The organism is Synechococcus sp. PCC 6312, from assembly GCF_000316685.1.
Classification (GTDB): domain Bacteria; phylum Cyanobacteriota; class Cyanobacteriia; order Thermosynechococcales; family Thermosynechococcaceae; genus Pseudocalidococcus.
The window spans coordinates 2631007-2649880 of sequence record NC_019680.1; the positions used below are offsets into that span (position 1 = coordinate 2631007).

12 protein-coding genes, 1 tRNA gene and 1 pseudogene are annotated in these 18874 nt (G+C 47.1%); 6 read left to right on the plus strand and 8 right to left on the minus strand.

Annotation, left to right across the window (positions count from 1 at the left end; translation table 11 throughout):
- The first annotated feature begins 35 nt into the window (after positions 1 to 35).
- Complete coding sequence (locus SYN6312_RS21050) at positions 36 to 227, plus strand: IS630 transposase-related protein (protein WP_371257359.1); 192 nt, start codon at positions 36 to 38, stop codon at positions 225 to 227.
- An 18-nt stretch (positions 228 to 245) separates the two neighbouring features.
- A pseudogene (locus tag SYN6312_RS19905) lies at positions 246 to 659 on the plus strand (transposase); the annotation flags it as partial.
- A gap of 86 nt (positions 660 to 745) precedes the next feature.
- On the opposite strand, the gene SYN6312_RS12835 reads toward SYN6312_RS19905, so the two are convergent.
- From SYN6312_RS12835 to SYN6312_RS12845, 3 genes are all read right to left on the minus strand, one after another.
- Positions 746 to 10729 (minus strand): Calx-beta domain-containing protein, encoded by a 9984-nt coding sequence (locus SYN6312_RS12835; protein ID WP_015125313.1) that lies wholly within the window; start codon positions 10727 to 10729, stop codon positions 746 to 748.
- A 138-nt stretch (positions 10730 to 10867) separates the two neighbouring features.
- Positions 10868 to 11710, minus strand: a complete 843-nt coding sequence (locus tag SYN6312_RS12840) for a DNA-formamidopyrimidine glycosylase (protein WP_015125314.1) — start codon at positions 11708 to 11710, stop codon at positions 10868 to 10870.
- Positions 11711 to 11764: 54 nt separating this feature from the next.
- Positions 11765 to 11989 (minus strand): photosystem I reaction center subunit IV, encoded by a 225-nt coding sequence (locus SYN6312_RS12845; RefSeq protein ID WP_015125315.1) that lies wholly within the window; start codon positions 11987 to 11989, stop codon positions 11765 to 11767.
- Between the two features lie 187 nt (positions 11990 to 12176).
- On the opposite strand from SYN6312_RS12845, the gene SYN6312_RS12850 reads away from it, so the two are divergent.
- Positions 12177 to 12824: a DUF2808 domain-containing protein gene (locus SYN6312_RS12850; protein ID WP_015125316.1), complete on the plus strand. Its 648-nt coding sequence runs from the start codon at positions 12177 to 12179 to the stop codon at positions 12822 to 12824.
- Positions 12825 to 12839: 15 nt separating this feature from the next.
- Positions 12840 to 14495 carry an ABC transporter substrate-binding protein gene (locus tag SYN6312_RS12855; protein ID WP_015125317.1) on the plus strand — a complete coding sequence of 552 codons (1656 nt, stop codon included), beginning with the start codon at positions 12840 to 12842 and terminating at the stop codon, positions 14493 to 14495.
- 48 nt (positions 14496 to 14543) lie between these two features.
- Here the strand turns inward: SYN6312_RS12855 and SYN6312_RS20130 are convergent, their stop codons facing one another.
- Complete coding sequence (locus SYN6312_RS20130; RefSeq protein ID WP_015125318.1) at positions 14544 to 14696, minus strand: hypothetical protein; 153 nt, start codon at positions 14694 to 14696, stop codon at positions 14544 to 14546.
- Between the two features lie 47 nt (positions 14697 to 14743).
- Here SYN6312_RS20130 and SYN6312_RS12860 point away from each other — a divergent pair, with 47 nt between their 5' ends.
- Positions 14744 to 15313 (plus strand): 5-formyltetrahydrofolate cyclo-ligase, encoded by a 570-nt coding sequence (locus SYN6312_RS12860; protein ID WP_015125319.1) that lies wholly within the window; start codon positions 14744 to 14746, stop codon positions 15311 to 15313.
- A gap of 77 nt (positions 15314 to 15390) precedes the next feature.
- Here SYN6312_RS12860 and SYN6312_RS12865 read toward each other — a convergent pair whose 3' ends face one another.
- The 4 genes from SYN6312_RS12865 to coaE all read right to left on the minus strand — a co-directional run bounded on the left by SYN6312_RS12865 (position 15391) and on the right by coaE (position 17588).
- Positions 15391 to 15756 carry a hypothetical protein gene (locus SYN6312_RS12865; protein ID WP_156804795.1) on the minus strand — a complete coding sequence of 122 codons (366 nt, stop codon included), beginning with the start codon at positions 15754 to 15756 and terminating at the stop codon, positions 15391 to 15393.
- A 231-nt stretch (positions 15757 to 15987) separates the two neighbouring features.
- Positions 15988 to 16061, minus strand: a tRNA-Asp gene (locus SYN6312_RS12870).
- A gap of 81 nt (positions 16062 to 16142) precedes the next feature.
- Positions 16143 to 16607: a DUF4079 domain-containing protein gene (locus tag SYN6312_RS12875; protein ID WP_015125321.1), complete on the minus strand. Its 465-nt coding sequence runs from the start codon at positions 16605 to 16607 to the stop codon at positions 16143 to 16145.
- Positions 16608 to 16937: 330 nt separating this feature from the next.
- A complete protein-coding gene (coaE, locus tag SYN6312_RS12880; protein WP_015125322.1) occupies positions 16938 to 17588 on the minus strand; it encodes a dephospho-CoA kinase in 651 nt (216 codons plus the stop codon).
- Positions 17589 to 17844: 256 nt separating this feature from the next.
- On the opposite strand from coaE, the gene SYN6312_RS12885 reads away from it, so the two are divergent.
- Positions 17845 to 18870, plus strand: coding sequence for a DUF2325 domain-containing protein (locus SYN6312_RS12885; RefSeq protein WP_015125323.1), 1026 nt, complete (start codon positions 17845 to 17847; stop codon positions 18868 to 18870).
- Positions 18871 to 18874: the final 4 nt, after the last annotated feature.

Genomic DNA, 18874 nt, shown 5'->3' on the forward strand with positions numbered 1-18874 from the left:
ACTAAACTCAATAATTGTTGTCATCCATAATGGTTATGAGTTACAGCTTGGATTTACGCCAACAGGTGATTGCCTATCTCCAACAGGGTAGTCAAATTACTCAAGCCACCAATATTATTTCTAAAATACAAAAACTGCAAGTGTGGGCAAAACAGCAGAGTAGCTCTAGTCTTGTTTACGTCGGTAAAACTGGGTTTGACCCCAATCCTACCTGCGTCTATGGCTGATCAAAACGGGGGCAACGTTTATTTAGAACGCAACAAGGAAAACGAGAGAGCCTGGTGGCAGCCCGGCAAAATCATATCAAGGATTTTATTGCACCGATGGTGTTTAACGGCTCTTTGGATGTGGTGGGATTTGCCAGATGGTTGAGCGGTTATTGCTTACCAGCATTAGAACAACCCTCGCGCCTGATTCTGGATAATGCCCCGATACACCAAAAGGCAGTGATCCTGCCCACGACCGTTGGTCTACAAGACCTTGTTGAAGTAGCCGGACATCAAGTCCTCTTTTTGCTCAAATACTCCCCAGACTGTTTCGCACGACCGTTGGTTTATAACAAGATAAAGCATGATTTCAGTGCTCTAAAGCAAGCCAGAATGTACGCAGAACCCGGAACTTCTATTGATGAAATTATCCGAAACTATTGTACTGCCTAATGTCCTATTCTTAACCAGAATAACTATAGATAAGTTTTAATAAAGACAGTAATTATGGACTGATGCTCGACTCAGCCAGTAGATTTTTATATCAGTTCTAGCTTAAGAACCATATCGTTATAGTCTAAATCGCCACCACCAACAATATCTTCAAAACCAAAAAGGTTTGCTCCTAAACGAGTCATGTGGTTAAGGTTATCGGAGTTAGCAGCTCCAAATGAGAAGAAAGCCTGAGGCTGATTAATATTTAGATTCTTCGGATTCATTTTCAGAACGTCATCAATAGTCGCATTGGGAATAATAAATGCACCATACATTCCACCCCCCGTCAACTCAAATGTGTCGGTTGCGGTGGAAAAATTGTTTGGCGTTGTCAGTACTTGCCCAGTTAATGAGTCTTTGGCACGGAGTAGGGCTAATTGCGCATAGTTAGAATCCCCAGGCCTAACATCAATGGTTCCATTCCCATCAATGTCTAGTCCTCCGGTTAAGCTATCAACTTGATAAAGACCAATCAAGTTATCAAAGGCAGCAGCCCGACTTAGGGAAGATGTAAAGGAAACAGGTTGATTGATAGCCCCAGGGATGACAATCGCGCTTGAACCAACCTCCACTATCACTTGTCCGAGAGTCACTTGGTGATATCCACGGGAATCTGAAACAATATCAGGTGCTGTGGTTGTGGAAAACGTTGTTGAATCTCCAGAGCGACTGTAAAGAATATAGTAGTCATTGGGAGTGAGGAATGAGTTTTGTAAGCTTCCGAAGAATTCAGATTCTGTCTCAACCAATAAATCAGGATTGATGAAACTATCTTCAGCAATTGTTCGAGAAAGAGACTGATTACTGGCTCCAAAACTCTTATCAAACAAGACTTGCCGACGAGCGAGTGCGGCAGCTTCATAGCCTGAATCTGTGGGTAAGAGGCCATTTATTCGCCCTTGGACATCCTCTACTTTTACTAAACCAAACTCTGATTCTTGAGGCACATTTACGAGCCGCCACTGAACATTACCGTCCGCAGCCGTTGGAGCCCTAAAGGTTTGATTGTTGTTGGTAATGAGACCGGGGATAGTGCGGCTGATATAACCGTTTGTCCCGACTAGTCCATTCACACCCTGATCCACATCACCTCGCTTCCCATCCTCTAAAACCAGGTTGACATTCTTGGAGGCATCTAAGGATGAATTTGCAATCTCAGGGGCGAGGAAACGGGCCCCAGTCTGACCATCAAACATGAAAGACTCGTAACGATTGGCTTCAGAATTCCAATTTAAGAAATCATTGAAATCATCTTGATACTGAAGATTCAAATTAACCTCAGCCTTGCCTTGTTGGGTTGCTGTATTGAACGCAAGTGCGGATTCTAAGAGGCTGTTAGTTGAAGGTTCAAAAAATATCTGTTGCCAATTCTTAATTTCTAGATCGGAAGTCTCTCCTTGGATATTAAAAGTATTCCTGAGAACATTTGAACTAGAGGCTTGATTAATGATTGTTGCATTCAAAACAACATTTTTTGTCGGATCAGATAACGGGTTGTCGAGTAGAAAAACTTGAACTTCCTTAAACCTTTCCCCTGGGTTGAAGGTAGTCCGTCCAGTTACAGGCAGATAGTTTAAGCCAGCTTTACCGAGACTATCTTGAGTGCTGTAACTAATACCGAGATATTGCTCTAGGTTTCCACTCCGTTCAATCCTGAAGAAGCCAATGTTATCAGCAGGTGAGATTACCAGTGGAGATACAGTCAGTTGGGGCTGCTGCGTTAAAGGCGATAGGTTAAATAAATCCGATGGGCTGCCAGAGTAAGCATTAATCGTCCCATACACATCGTTATTGTTTTGAAACTGATTATAGACATTGGTGAAAGTTCCGCCGGGACTATTGGGAGCGGTGTTGTTCCTAAAACTTAGGCTATTGCCAGCCACCGTCGCGTCGGGTGAAATAAAAATGCCACCGCCCAAACCTTGTCCAACCTGACCGCCAGAGCCACCTGAGGTCTTGTTATCCACGAAGTTAGAGTTAGTAATGATCAGGTTTGAACCAGGCCCGTAAACAAATACTGCCCCGCCCAGGCCACTGCCGCCCCCCCCAGTCCCCCCACTGCCAGGGCCACTACCGGAAAATACGTCTGGGGGTTTACCTGCTGAACCATTAGTCCCGTTACCCGCAAGTGTGGCATTGGTCGATTGATTTGTTCCGCCGCCATTACCGCCAGCACCACCAGACCCCGCCCTATTAGAGCTATTTTTGGGGCCTGCTCCACCACCGCCGCCACCGGCCCCACCGCCAGCTCCGTAGGTACCATTACCCCCAGCCCCACCATTACCGCCATCGGAATCTTTAGTCCCAAACGTACCGCCACTACCGCCGCCGCCGCCGCCACCACCGCCACCGCCAATACCTAGGGTGCTAGCTGTTCCCCCTGTGCCTCCTCTACCACCGCTCTCGCCATTTTCAATAGAGCCGGCCGAGCCTCCACTTGTGCCTGTAGCAGATGTATTGAAACCACCCCCACCACCACCTGCATCTGGCCTGTCAGTAGGAGTGCCAGCAAATTCGCCACCCCCACCAGAAGCGCCAACTGCCCCAGCCCCTCCCTGAGCTTGGTTTCCGGCAAAAGTGACGCGGTCAACGGTGACTTGACTACCCGCCAGTATTGTTAAAGCGCCCCCTGCACCCAGGCCACCCCCGCCGCCAACATTGCCATTTCCGCCCTTAGCCCAGCCATTACTGAGATTCAGATAGGAGAAATTAACAATTGCACCATCAACGGTAAAAATATTGTTGTAACCCGTTCCAGGTGCTTGAATAGTCGGGCTACCCAAGACTCCAGCGGTTTGAAATGTAATATCATTACCCGTATTAATTTTGGGTAAGGCACTGTTAAGGCGAATGGTTTGATTACCAACACTAATGAGATCGATAACATCATGGCCGGGGGCATTACCCGCATCAATAATGGCTTGCCGCAAAGAACCAGGCCCGGAATCATTAACGTTTGTCACCTTGAAGGTATTGACAGTCGCTCCTTGTAAAAGTAGGTCATTGCCTTGAGTCACAAATTCCAGTTGCGGAACATAGACCCCGGTAACCCGCCCGATATAGTCGTTGCCAAGTCTCACCAGAACATCAGGGCCATATTGGGTTAAGTAAAACTCGTTGCGGCGACTGGCTAAATTCTTAAATCCAATGACATCTTCACCTGCTTCAAAGTCAAGAACCGCATTGAGATTGAGGGGTAAATTTGCATCAGCTAACCAAAACTGGTCTGTCCCATCTCCACCCGTTAAGGCATTGTGCTTACCGCCTTGAACTAAGAAGAGATCATCTCCCTCTCCACCGTAAGCGAAGTCATTTTCCAAAAGGTAGAATTGGTCATCTCCCGCTTCACCATAAAGATGATTACCACCGCTACCAGGCCGGGAATCAAGAATGTCATGGCCAATCCCACCGTAAAGAAAATCAACCTTACCTGCCAACAACTGGTCGTTACCCGCACCCCCGTAGAGGGTATTATTTCCTAAACCCAAACTTCCGTCTATGACGTCATCACCCCCCAAGGCAAACATTTGCAGGTTGGATGCAGGAGAAACCTCAGAGGGCGTGATTTTGAGAGTATCGTTATTTTCAGTTCCATAAACAGCGTGTTGAGTGGGAGTCGTCGCAGTCGCAACAAAACTATTCTTATCCCGATTGTTTAAGTTGTTATTGTTTTGAATTAAAAGAGTCGTCCCTTGATTCGTATATTTATCAAACGTCAGTCCCGACTCAGTCACAGTGCCTTGATTAATCCAGTTGCCAAAGTCATTAGCAACCAGAAGAGCACCATAGCCAAGGACTTTAAAACTGTTAGTTGTCTCAGATAAAGCCGTTAAGGTGGGGAGATTAAAGGTGAGGCGATTGCTAAAACCAAGGTCAATCGTTTCGATTCCACTGATGCGACTCCCTATTCGTGTATCCAATAAATCCAGATTATTGGACTTGAGAATGTAGGAATTGAGTTGGAGGGTATCAACCCCAGTTCCCCCGTTCATTTGACCAAAACTGAGGCTACCGATGGAGAGTAGGTCATCCCCTTGCCCCCCATTCATGACCACAAATTTGCCGTCACTGGGGTTGGCGACACCAGCACTTTGAATAATGTCATTCCCTTGGGCCCCATTCATGATGTGAGGGGTTGCTTGACTGGCCAGGGACGTAGCAGAAAGGATATCGTCCTCAAAAGTTCCTAAAAAGTTAGACGGAATATCTAAATTGAAGTGATTCCCGAATATGTTGTAGCCCAACCCAGACACACTTTCACTGTTGTTACCTTGGGCACCAATCCCAATATCAGCAAAGCCATCCCCATTCACATCCGTAAGACCACTGACAAAAGAACCGGCCTTGGCAAAGGATTGGGCTCCCACAGTTTTAAACCCATTAGCTCCATCAAGGGTATTGACATTGAAAACACCGCCAGAGCCAATGTCTGCCCGGCCAAAAATAGTGAAAACATCACCTTTAAAAGCTGGATCGCCCGGTTGTGTTGGATTACCAAGAACAATGTCATCGAAACCGTCACCATTGATATCGCCCCCTCCCGTCACACTGTAGCCAAGGGAGGAACTCTTTGAGCCATTAACTTGTTTCTCAATTAAAAAACCATTACTGCCATTCAAGGAATCAAGATTTAAACGGCCATTGCTCCCCACAGACCGCCCGCCAAAGATCACATAGGCCTGGCCGACATCGCCAAACTGGGCCCCAATCAGCAAATCACCAAAACCATCGCCGTTAACATCGCCAGCCTCACTGATACTGGGGATAACAGTTTGATTAGGGGAAACAATCTCCTCTGTTAGCTTGAAGCCATTCTGACCATTCAGTGTTGCCAGATCAATCAGGGGAATATCACTTAAATTAGACTGCCCAAAAACAACATAGGCCGCAAAGGCAAGGACTTTGGGATCAGAGTTAAAGCCAACTAGTCCAAAATCGCTGTACCCATCCCCATTGATATCCCCCAAGTTATTCACATAGGAAATTGGTAGGTTGTACTCCGGTAAAATGGGTAATAGTTGCGGGAGGGCATCGTAGTTGGTTACGGTACTAGGCTGCCAACTCGTTTTGCCAAAAACAATAAACGGATTGAAATAGGCACTCTGAATCAACAGGTCATCCGTACCGTCACCATTAAAGTCACCGCTAGTGAGATTGACATTCTGACCCGCATTGGCAAAGCTAGTCGGCAAGTTAATGTTGACACCGCCACTCTCCGTCAAGAGTAAATCAAAGTCAACTCCTGTACTGGGATCAAACTCAGACCAAAATGAACTGTCTTGATTGCCAAAGATAATAGTTGCAAAATGGTTGTCCGTTGCCCCACTCCGAGACACAACAAAGTCTGTAATGCCATCGTTATTAAAGTCGCCAAAGCCTAGGGTCTGTCTTCCTTTAAGGGTTCCAGCTTCAGGTTTGAGGGTGACGGGCAAACTGGGGATGTTGGTTGTGGGCTGAAGGGGGTCACTGCCAAAAAATAGATAAAACGCTTGCCCGCCACTCCCAGCAAAACCTGCATCAGCAATTAGGGTATCGGCATAGCCATCCCCATTGATATCCCCTCCCAGTTGGACGGTAGCAACTTCGTTACGAGTAATGGGCTGAAAAATAAAGCCGTTGTCACTTCTGAGTTTGGTGACATCAATGCTCCCCCCTGCACCGACCCAGGGATAACCAAAGGAAACATAGAAGTTCGTCTTTTCCTGGCCTGGATAAGATTGGGGTGTAGCAATGGCGAGGTCAAGGTATCCATCTTTGTTGACATCACCAATACTGCCCAGGCCTAAGCCCAGTTGTTCTCCAGAGTTGGGATTATTAAATAAAAATACACGCTGGGTCAAAACATCAATATCACTTAAGTCCAAAACCCCATTGTTGAGAAAATCACTCCACTGATTTGTACCCAGAAATAGATAGGTTTGACCCGTGGCACTGTCGTCACCATTGGTGCTGAGAGTTGGGGCACTAATAAGAAAATCTTTAATCCCATCGCTATTGACATCACCTACGCCAGCAACTGTGTATCCTGTATTTCCCCCCGTTTGGCGCACTAGATCATAGATGCCATTAATCATGAACCCGTTGGTGCCATTCAGAGCTGGCAGATTAATCAGGCTGGGCCAGGCTGGACTATTCGATTTACCAAAGACAACATAGGCCCGCCCGCGATTCGTAATCCCACCTGTCCCGGAGGTTTCAGCACTGATGACAAAATCGTCAATGTTATCACCGTTAATATCTCCAACGTTGGCGATACTACTACCGGCTGCATCGGCAAGGGTGAAGTCGGGGGGAACATTGGGATCAATCACTGAACTACCATCTTCGTTAGAAGGGTTATAGAAAGCCTCCCCCTTCAAGATGAGTCCATTCGTCCCATTCAACCCGTTTAAGTTGAGGTTGCTGTTGAGAGTACTGCCTCCAAAAATCGCATACACTTGGCCGCCATAGGCTGGGGGTTTAGCGTCACCATCCACACCTGCTGGATAACTGACTGGATTGGCAGTTGGGGCACCGAGAAGAATATCCTTAATCCCATCCTGGTTAATATCCGCCAGAGTTAATCCAGTCCCAATTTGTCCAGTACCGGTTGTCAGGACATAGCCGTTACTCCCTAAGTTATCAAGATCAATAGTTGGGGTGTTGTTCCGAAGTGCATCACGAATCGTTTGCCCAAAAACAATATAAACAGTGTCAGTAACTGGGGCGGTGATGATCAAATCTGGAATTGACTGATTGGTAACGTTGCCAACTGCCACTCGGGCCCCGGCCAGGCTACCAGGCTGATTCGACTCTAAAACCAGGCCTGGGGTTTGGCTAAGTTCAATTCTGCTTTTCCCACTTAAACTTGTTCCTGCCAGAATGTGGACTTTTGCTGTACTCGGGTTCACAAAGGTAGAGGGGGCGCCTAAAATTAAATCAGTTTTGCCATCGCCATCAAAGTCAGCCGTTGTTAAGCCAGTCCCAAGATTACTATTTGTTTCACCAACAACAACTAGGCCATTTGTCCCATTCAAACTGTCTAAATCTAGGTTTTGGTTGGCAATCCCAATGTTGGAGCTACCATAAACAACATAAACAGCTCCTGAACCTTCATTTTTAAGGGGAGCACCAATCAGAAAGTCGTCAAATCCGTCCTGATTCAGGTCTCCAGCCGCAGTAATCGCTTCCCCAACATGGGCTAGGGCATCACCCTGAAGAATAAAGCCGCTTTGGATTTCAGCCAGGTTAGTTGGCTCATCATCAATCAACGTCACCGTGGTCACAAGTTCGGACTGGGTTGAACTCAGGCGCAAACCATTCAGTGTCAAATAGGCTTCTGGCTGGGGGCTACTCACAACAACTCGGAAACTCTCAGCCCGTCTTTCCGATAGTGAGTCATCTAATAGCGCAATCCGAATTTCTTGGGTTGCTTGGCCTGGCTGAAACGTTACTAGGCCCGATTTAGCCACATAGTCAGAGCCAGCGGTGGCAGAGCCGTCAATGGTCCTAAAGTTTAACTTAAGCTCATTTTCAACATTGCCAGTTCGGTGGAGGATAATTGTAGCAAAGGCATCAGTTTCACGGGCGGCGGTTGGTGTGATTTTCACCTGGGTAATGCTACTACCCGCTATGGCAGGTAAAACTAGGCTAAAGTCTTGCTCTGGGCTAACACGGTTGTAGATACCTTGACGGGCTTCGTTTACCTGGCTGGTTGGTTGCGTGGCCTGTTGTTGAGCATTGGCAATACCCTCAAGAATAACCTGGGGACTGGCGAGATTTGACTGGACTGGATTCCAGAGTTGGGCGGGTGTCCACTGTTGAAAATCTTTATTAAAGGTGCTGTAATAAACCGTTGATTCAGGTTCTCCATTGGGGGTTGTTGAGGGGGATTCGGCCGTCCAAAATACTGCTGATTGACCATCCAAGACAATTCCCCCCGGCGCATCAAGGGTCACGATTGTCCCTGAACCAATTAGTTGGGGATTGCTCCAGGCCGTGCCATTCCAGAACGCACCATAGAGCGAATCTATAGCGGTTTCCCCTGCACCATCAGAAATAATCCAAGTCAACAGTAATTGGCCATCGGCTGTTTTGTCTAAAACGAGTTGGCCTGGGTTAGTAATATTAGAGGGGAGAGGGGTTGGATTACTCCAAGTAATGCCGTTATCACTAGAGGTGGCAAATACTAACGTTGATGAACCAACCGCATCAATGTAAAGCTCGCGATTCGGCGTACCATCCGGGTTGAAAATATTGGTATTACTATTAGCCCAGGCCACGACCATCTGACCGGAAGGCATGATCTGAATAACTGGATTAAAGTTAGCGCCCTGGCTTTGGGGAATGGCTGGTAAAGATTGCCAAGTTTTACCCCCATCGGTGGAGCGAGATAAAACAATTTCAGAAAGATAGTTGCTGGCCTGGAAATCGGTGACGTGGGTATCTCGAATCCAAGTGGCAAAAATTGAACCATCCGGAGCTATGGCTAGACTGGCACTGGAGTCATTGGTCAGGTTCTCTGAGCTACTATCCCAATTCAATAGAGTTCCTGTATAGACCTCTGAACTTCCTAAAATTGGGCGGGGCGAGATTCCTAGGAAAAGTTCATTCTCAGGAATGATTGGATTCTGGCTATTAAACTCAGTTTCAGTTGGATAGGGACCAAATTCCTTCTGCAACTTCCAGCCCCAACCAAAAACTGTGGCAGATAATTCAACGGCAAATGAAATACCTTGATATGCGGGTTCAGGATAGAGGTTCCACGTAAAAAAGGTTTCGAGTTTTGCCCCCAAGTCCCAAAAGGTTACATCCCCTGCTTTACTTTTTGCTTTGCCGAATACACCCAGACCAACTTGAGTTGAGACCGTATTAACAACATCTTCAATAATTCCCAACAGCTCGGGTGGTTCAAATAATTTACCAGCAGCCTGTTCGGAATCAATCTTCCAGTAGAGTTCATTAGGGTCATCCCCCTCCTGGGCCGGAGTCCCATCCGCTCGGACTAATTGATAGTCGTATATCCCTAAAACCGCAAAGGCTTGGTCAGCATTCCAGTTCTGTGCCCAGGTTACAGATATTGAACCGAGTAAGCCTGCCTTAAGCTCAAAACTAATCCCGAAGAATTCTCTGCTAAGCTTAGGTGGTAAAAGATTAAGTTCAACATCAGTCCGAAATCGAGCGGAACTAGTTACGTCTAAAGTACCTCCAATATCATCAATAATGATACTTAGTCGCCCCAGAGCGCGGAGTCGTGGAACAACTGATAACCTACCAACGCTAATGCTCAGCTTTAGTTCATCATCTAATTGCAAAAATTGCTCTATTTGATTAATACTCCCATTTTCTTCCGAAGTAATAATCGATCCCCCAAAAGAAGCAGTATTCTTAAACTGCAATTCAAAGAAAGCGAGTGGAAGTTTTCCACCCAAGTCTTTATCATAAATTCTCAAGAAATTGCTGGGGAAAAGGTCGGTTAAATTAACATTTCCCGCATCCACTGAGTTGGTGATAGAGCTATCTGTACTCAATGGCTTAGATTGAGTGAGGGAATTGAACGTAGGAGACTTATCCCGTAAGTCAATAACCTGGCTGTAGAGGTCTTTGTCTGCCTCAGGATTGTTAAGGTTAAGTTTTTCAGTCAGGAGAACTAAGTTTCCCTCTGAGGTTGCCATCAGGCGATGATTTCCATCGTTGACATTGTCTTCAGTGAGCTTGAGTTCATCACTCCACTGGTATTGCCCTAGGCTACTAATGATTCCACTGGCACCCTTGACATCGGCATTATTTCCCTCCCCTTCTAGCCAAGACACAAAGATTCCGGTTGGGTTTTCGGAGTTGCTCGGATTTCCGGAGATATTGACTCCAGTGACAATCTTTAGCTCCTTGGAACTTGTACTTCCGGCAATGGGAGCCGCCTCGACCCACTGACCAAAGGTTGGATCATAGTAGGAGTGATAGATTAAGCCATTTTGGTTCCAGGCCATGTGGACACGGCCATTCGCATCCGTAGCAAAAACGGGTGAGGAAGCTGGTGTTGGGTTAGTCAAAGCCTGAAACCTTGAGGAGGAACATCTTTTGCCAGTGCATACAGACTGTACAGCGTTACAACGAGTTCCCGGCGTGTCCCAGAAAACATCAAAAAACTTATCTCAGCAATATCAATACGCCTTGTCTAAGGGTAGTTGTCAATTTGTTAGCGGCTGACATTGGGGGCAAAAATGGGCCGAGCGACCCCCTAAGCGTATTTGTTGAATCGGAGTTTGGCAGACTCGACAGGGTTGCCCTTTGCGTCCATAAACCCAGGCCTGGCCCCCATAGTTCCCATTAATTCCTTCTACGCTTGTAAAGGTATTAAAAGTCGTTCCCCCAACCGCCAGGCTTAATTGCAAAACGGCTTTGATTTTTTGGTGGAGGGTTTGGATTTGGACAGGGGTGAGATCACAACAGCGGGCCTGGGGATGTATCTGAGCCAAAAATAGGGCTTCATCGGCGTAGATATTGCCAATCCCCGCAATCAAGGCCTGGTCAAGGAGGGCGTTTTTAATTGGCTTGTGGGGATGTTGGAGTTTTTGAGCTAAATACGAAACTGTGAAATCTGGTCCCAAGGGTTCTGGCCCCAGGCCCGCTAGGGTTGGCATTAGTTGAGGTAATAAATCTGCTGCCGGTAGCCACCACATTTGCCCAAAGGTGCGTTGATCCACAAAGCGAAGTTCCTGCCCCGACCCAAAAAAGAGCCTAACACGGGTATGTTTGGCCATCGGAATTTCTTGGGACAACCAAAAAAGCTGGCCCGTCATCCGTAAATGGACAACCAACCAGCCCCTTGAATTGAGTTTGCCAATCAGATATTTTCCTCGCCGCTCCCAGGCCTGGAGGGATTGCCCAACTAATCCTGAAATAAATTCATCAGGATCAAGAGGATAGGCGACTGTTTTTGGATAGAGAACTTCTCCCCCTAAAATGGGAACATCAAGGGTCAATTCGGCTAAACCACGACGTACCGTTTCAACTTCAGGCAGTTCCGGCACAGGGCTTAACCCAACAGACTCGCTAAGGTATTGAGCAATTGAGAGGGATTGTGGTTATTTTTTCTTGGGTGCTTCAACTTCGACAACTTCCGTCAAAGCAAAGTTGTTGGTATTCACGCCACTGGCACTGCCACTGAAGCCACTGTAATTAACCTTGTCAAACCGGACGATCACCGGGTATTTAATCCCACTTTGATCCACGGACGCGACCGTACCAACTTCATTGTACCAGTAAGACTCTGGACGTAGGATTTTTACCTTAGAACCACGTTGAACCATGAATCTATCCTTATTAAAACGGATCAATAGCTATAAGCCTACTATGGCTGGGTGGGAATCTGATATCTGTTGTGGCAAGGTTTCATAAAGGTTTACAGAACCCCTTCCCATCACCAATATTCCCCCAGACACCCCCAGGCCTGGAGTATTCTGAAAAAAAGCTTAAACACTCCGTCACCCTAGACCAATGCCAACATCACGCATCTTGAATCCGTTCAAAAACCTGGCCTGGATATTACAACGGTTAACCTTAATCGGGGTTGGGGGCGGATTAAGTTTCATGGGCCTTGGTGCTACCCCAGAATTTGCCCAGGCCCAATCTACACCGCGTTCCAACCCGCAATTCCAGGCCGAACTTCCCCCCGTCAGTCAGTTTGCCGATGGAACTGTATTTTTTAATCAAATTCCCCAGTTCCTTGGGGCCAAAACCTACGACCCCATCACGTTCACCTTCCGCCCAAAGTATTACTTCACCCTGGCCGTCCCTGCCACAAGCCTAGTCCCCCTCAGTCGCGTTCAGTTAAAGCAAATTTCAGGCAATAGCACGATTGAATTTTTATCCGGCCTGAATCAAGCGGTTGTGACCGGTAATCCCAAAATTCCCATTACCATCACCCAAATGGCGAATAATCCACCCCGTACTAATGAGTTTCTCTTGGAACCCCCGATTCAACCCGGCCAGAACGTGACCTTAATTCTCACCGCTGTCCGTAATCCGACTGTGCCTGGGGTATATTTGTTTGGGGTTACGGTTTATCCTCTCGGTGAAAAGGTAATTGGCAATATGACCGGGACAGCCCGCCTCCAGTTTCGTAATCCTGGCCTGTTATTTTAGGACGTACTTCTCCCCTTGCAGTCTCTCTTGCGTAAATCTTGGTCGTGGCGTTGGCTTTTGGGGCTATTCATCCTTGCCCTGGCCTGGGGATGTCAGAACGTTGGTTTGTTCCTGGGAACATCCGAGAAACTACAGTCTCATTCCCAGCAAATTGTCATTGGTACCACCTCCCGCATTCGCACCCTCGATCCGGCCGATGCCTATGAAGTCCTAGCTGGAAACCTGCTGACCAATTTGGGGGATCGTCTCTATGCCTATGGAACCGATGGTGTCACCCTGGAACCCCAATTAGCAACCCAAATGCCTGAGATTAGTCCAGATGGGCGCATCTACCGGATTCCGTTGCGGCAGGGGGTACGGTTTCATGATGGCACTCCCTTTAATGCGGCGGCGATGGTCTTTTCTCTGCAACGGTTTATGGACAATGGGGGGCAACCTGCGGGATTATTAGCCGGTCGTGTCACCAAAATTCAAGCCACAGGGGAGTATGAGCTAGAAATTCATCTCAAGGAACCCTTTATTGCCTTTCCCGAATTACTCGCCTTCAGTGGTCTCTGTGCTGTTTCGCCCCAGACCTATCGAATCGGCAAAGGAGAATTTAACCCGACTACCTTTGTCGGAACCGGCCCCTATCGCCTAGTCAGCTATCGTAGTGATGCCCTCCGGCTGGCCCCCTTTGAAGACTACTGGGGAACACCGCCGCGCAATCCCGGAGTGGATATTCAAATTTTTTCCAGTAGTGCCAATCTTTTTAATGCCTTTCGTACTGGAAATGTTGACCTAGCCACACCGCCCCTCGACCCCAATCAAGTCCGAGTTTTGCTCCAAGAAAAAGATCAGTGGCAGGTTTTACAGGGGCCGGGGAATGTCATTTCTTTACTCTCGATTAACCTCCGCCAACCCCCTTGGAATCAACTTGGGGCCCGCCAGGCCTTGGCTGCGAGTATCAATCGGCAACGGTTCCAAGAACGAGTATTTCTGGATCAGGCCTTGCCTCTTTATTCCATGATTCCAACGATTTTTCCGGCCAGTAAACCTGTATTTGAGCAACTCTATGGCAACGGGACACCCGCAAGTGCCGAACAATGGCTCAAGCAGGCTGGTTTTTCCGTAGCGAATCCCCTCGTCGTGAATCTCTGGTATCGGGCTAATATTCCCAGTAATGTCTTGGCGGCCACAGTGTTTAAGGCTTCTCTGGAACGGGATATTGGGGCCGCTGTTCAGGTGGAATTGGATAGTACGGAATCGGCCACCATTTACCGCAACTTGGATACCGGAGCCTATCCATTGGTAATGCTGGATTGGTATGGGGACTTCTATGACCCCGATAATTATGTCGAACCCTTTCTCAGTTGTGAAGAGGGAAATTTAGAACAGGGGTGCAAGGTGGGGGCGAGTGCCGCTTGGGGGTCGTTTTTTTATAGTCCCAAGGCCAATGAATTGATTAACCAAAGTCGCAAAGAAGCAGATCCCAATCGCCGCCGCCAGATTTTCCAGGCCCTCCAAGAACTCACCGCTGAACAAGTTCCTTTTATTCCTCTCTGGCAAAATGAAACCTATCTCTTTGTCCGTAACACCGTCCAAGGAGCACAATTAAATCAGACCCAACAGTTTTTGTTTTCCCCCTTAACCCAAAGAACACTGCCTGCTGCCTTACCTTCAAGCCAATAAATGACTGAATTACTAATCAGTAAGGTGCTGATAAAATCCATTTCTCTCTTAGTAATCACTATCTGCCACGCAAATTCCCTGACATTTAATCCCGTTTGTCGCGGTGCGTAAACAATGGGGACAGAGAATTTTTTCAGATTTGTTGCTGGTGATGCTCTCAGCGGGCCTGGGGCCTGGAATCTGGGACTGATTTTCTGGCATGGTTGTTGGATTGAGTTAATGAGGCAACGGAGAGAGACTAACCCCTCATGAGTAAAGATAAACTTCGCCAGGAATTCCTTCAACAACGCCAGGCCCTAGAGAGGGATATTTGGCAAAGTAAAAGTCAGAAAATTTGTCAGCGCATCCAGGCCCTCCCTTGGTTTATCGAAGCCTTGACCATTCTTGCTTATATCCCCCACCAACAGGAGCCAGATTTAAGCGGATTATTTCAGACCTCCAACACCTGTAAAAAATGGGGCTTGCCACGGACTCAGGGTCAGGCCTTAGTTTGGCATCGGTTTTGGCCGGGTCAAGCACAGCAGTTACGCCCGGATCGCTATGGGATTCTCACACCTCCAGCCGATTTTCCGGTGATTTTAGCGGCAGAAGTAGATTTAATTTTAGTTCCCTGTGTGGCGGTGGATCGGCGGGGCTATCGGTTGGGTTATGGGGGCGGCTTTTATGACCGGATGTTAGCGGAACCGGCCTGGCAAAAAATAAAAACCTTAGGAATTGTTTTTCATGATGCTTGTGTTGAGAAGTTACCCACACAGGCCTGGGATATTCCCTTGACCGGTTATTGTTCCGAAGGAGAAACGGTCATTACTGTTCCATAGTCATTAAATCTAGAATCTGGAGATCGAAGTCATTTCGGGGAAGAGGCTCAAATCCCGATTGTGAATCAAACAAAAAGTTAGTTAGCAAACTTGAGGCCTAAGAGGCGGTATTGTTTCTTCCAGGGAGTAATCACAAACTGAGGCTGCAAGGTTTCAGAGTCCTGTTTTTGTCCATTAGTCTCAAGAATAAGGCTGTAGGTTTGGTATTGAATCATACTGCCAGATATTAATTCGTAATTGCCCTCTTCGAGTAAGCGAGACCCCAAAAACTTAGATTGCTGAAAGTTAATGTACCCTTCGCCCCCAGCTACGGCCCGTTGAAATTGGCTGGCTTGAATTTCCAGTTCCTCTGGTTTTAAGACTTGCCCCACGTAGCTCATTTTTTCTTGAAAATGGCCAGCATCATACTCATCTAAAACAAAATCAGCGGAGGTAATAGTCAAATCATTAAATTCTTGAGAGTTATTACTTTTAATTGCTTCAAAGACCAATTTTAATAAGCCTTGCTGCGTTTTAGGAGAGTCCCCAGCGCAGGCCGTTAAGATTGAAATCAGCCCACAGCAGCAGATAAGAATAAATGTATATTTCCTGATCACTGTTTTATAGGAATTTTATAAGAAATGGTTAATTTCTAAATCCTATCTAACTTTGAATGTGTTTCTTTTAAATTAGAACGGGACTGACGGGGCTCGAACCCGCAACTTCCGCCGTGACAGGGCGGTGCTCTAACCAATTGAACTACAGTCCCCTGATTGCTTAAATTGGGCGATCTTTAGTATTGCGATAAAAGGGGAGTTTTGTCAAATACTTTTGCCGCTCAAGGGTGCTGCTAAGCCGATGTGAGAATTTTTTGGACAATTTGCATTCCTGTGAGCGCTTGCCAACCAAAGAGAGCCGTTAAAACAATGTTCAAAAAAATATGGCTGTAGCGAGCAATGTCGTTTCCCTTTTGCAAAAATGGGGTCAAGCTAGCCGAAATAGCAATCACCCCCGTCATACCCAGGCCAACGAGTAAATGGGGGCCGACAAACAGTTTGCCATTATTGAGGTAAGTCACGCCCATGCCGCCAATGGTACCTAAAACCATAAATGCCAGCAGGATCGAGCTAATTTGGTGATGTCGAAGATTATATTTGGCCTGGATCAGTTCTTTTTTAGCATCCTTGTCTGCTGTCCTTGTCCGCCGAATTTGAATTCCCAAGTACATGGCATAGAGGGTTAACCCCAACAAAATCCACATCAAAACAGGGTGAGCAAAGGTGAGGAGCGTTTTCAGAATTGGATCAAGGTTCATAGTGTTCAATCCCAAGTGGGAGTCGGCAGAAGGGTCAAAACTGTAATAAAACTTATCATAACCCGAGTTTGAGATCAGTAAACAGCCGCCGCCAAGTCAGAGAAAGAGTTTTCAGGCAAGACCAGACGGGGCAGAAAAAGTAAGTTCTATTCCCTATCTTGTCAGGAGATAATAACTGTAAAAAAGTGGCTCATCGAAAACTCCTGGGTCTGTAGAGCTTCCTCGTTTGAAAAAAACCGTCTTGCTCTGCACGCAAGCTATAGGGCGGTGGAGTATGTCAACAGTTGCTCCATTCTGGTTGTCTGGCCCCGCTGCCTGGCCAGGATATTCTTATTGATTATTTACCCTAGTCATAAAAGCTCCAACATGGCCCCAGGCCTGGTCAATTTGTTGATATAGGTCTGCCAGTGTCCCCTGATTGTCGAGAACCCAATCAGCCTGCTTTATTTTTTCTGACAGTGGCATTTGGCTCCTGACTCGGGCCTCGGCCTGGGCTAAGGTGAGACGATTCCGCGCCATGAGGCGACTTAACTGCAACTCTGGTGCTAGGGCCACGACCCAAACCTGATCCACGAGATCCCTCATGTCCGCTTCAAATAACAGGGGGATCACCATCACAATTTGGTCATGAGTTCCTAACAAGGCCTGGGTCTGGATCATGAGTTGCTGACGGATAAAAGGATGAATTTGGGACTCTAGCCATTGCCGTTCCCGAGGATCGTTAAAAACAAGATTTCCTAGGGTTTCCCGCCGTAATGCCCCATGCTCATCAAGCACTCCATTGCCAAAATGCACCTGAATCCTTTGCAAAATCTCACTTCCAGGGGCGACTGCCTTGCGGGCCAAGTCATCAGCATCCAGAATTGGGACAGCATGGGCCTGGGCTAAATAATTGGCAACGGTTGATTTACCTGTGGCAATGCCTCCTGTAATTCCCAGTACAGTTTTGTTAAAACCCTTACCCCTTGCGGACTCTGACATCTTCACACGCGAAATCAAACAGGCTAACTTAAGATAAAATACCGATAGATTGTCTTGATTCTATCTACCCTGCTATGGTCAATGCATACTCTCCACTAGCTGTAGTAGACATTATTTCTTGACAATAAATTCATTTACAAAGTCGTCTGAGTTGTTAGCCGGGAATCCCAGCGCAATTCGGAGGATTTTTATTAATGAAGAACGCCAGTGATTACCTAATTTAGTTGAAATAATTAAATACTATCGAGGATAAATCATGACCCTACCCGATATTAACGATGTGGAAGCATCCGTCCAGGATTTATTATCCCTCGCCAAAATTGAAATGGAAGAACGCCGCCTCCAACAAGAACGGGAAGAACAGATTGAGCGAGCCACAAAGGAAATTCGCGATCGCCTCCAACCACTCCTAGAACAGGTAGAATCATCCCTGAAAGTATTTACAGAACAGGGATTTACCGACAGCATCAATTACAAAAAACTCCAGGAAAAAGCAGCAGAACTCCGGGAGAAAATTGCCGATGCCCCTACCCTGGCGGTGCTCAATGTCGAGCAACAAATTATTCTCAATGAAGAAAGACTCCTCAACGAGCGCACCAGTGAACAACTCAATGCTTGGCGGCGACAACTCAAAGAAGACTTACTGGAGATGATTGAGGAGCAGGATGACTTTTTTACCGCCACAGATGCGGCCATTGCGATTCGGGGCTACGTGGCAGACTTGAAAGCGATTAACGCCCTCGACGAGATTGTGATGGCCCTGATGGATCGAATTAACTCTCTCAGTAAAGAAGGGGCAGTGGCAAAAATGCGCGGTTCCTATGAAAATAGCTTGAACTTTATCTATCACAAAGCCTTAGACAATCGCTCTAAGATTGAGCGGCCCTACGAAATTCAGCCCAAAGTCCGGCATCGTCCCTCGGATAAGCGCCCCAATCCCTATAGTGATCTGGCCGGAAAAGTGGTGGTCTTTGGGGGGCATGATCGCCTAGAAACGGCAGTCCGCAATCGCCTGAGAGACTCTGGTGTGACCTTGGTGTGGTGTACGGCCCAGGCCGGCCCCCAGTTGATGGAGCAAGCTGAATCCCACGTGAGTTCCGCTGATTTAGTTATTGTTGTCACCGGATATGCCAGCCATAAACTGACGGAGAAGGCGATGAAGTCGGCTGAAAAATCTGGTAAAACCGTTGAGATGATCAACACCACAGGAATGATTCGGTGCTTGGAAGCCATTGAAGTCGGCCTGAAAACTCGGCTGTTGGCCCAACGCTTTGCGTCCTAGGCCT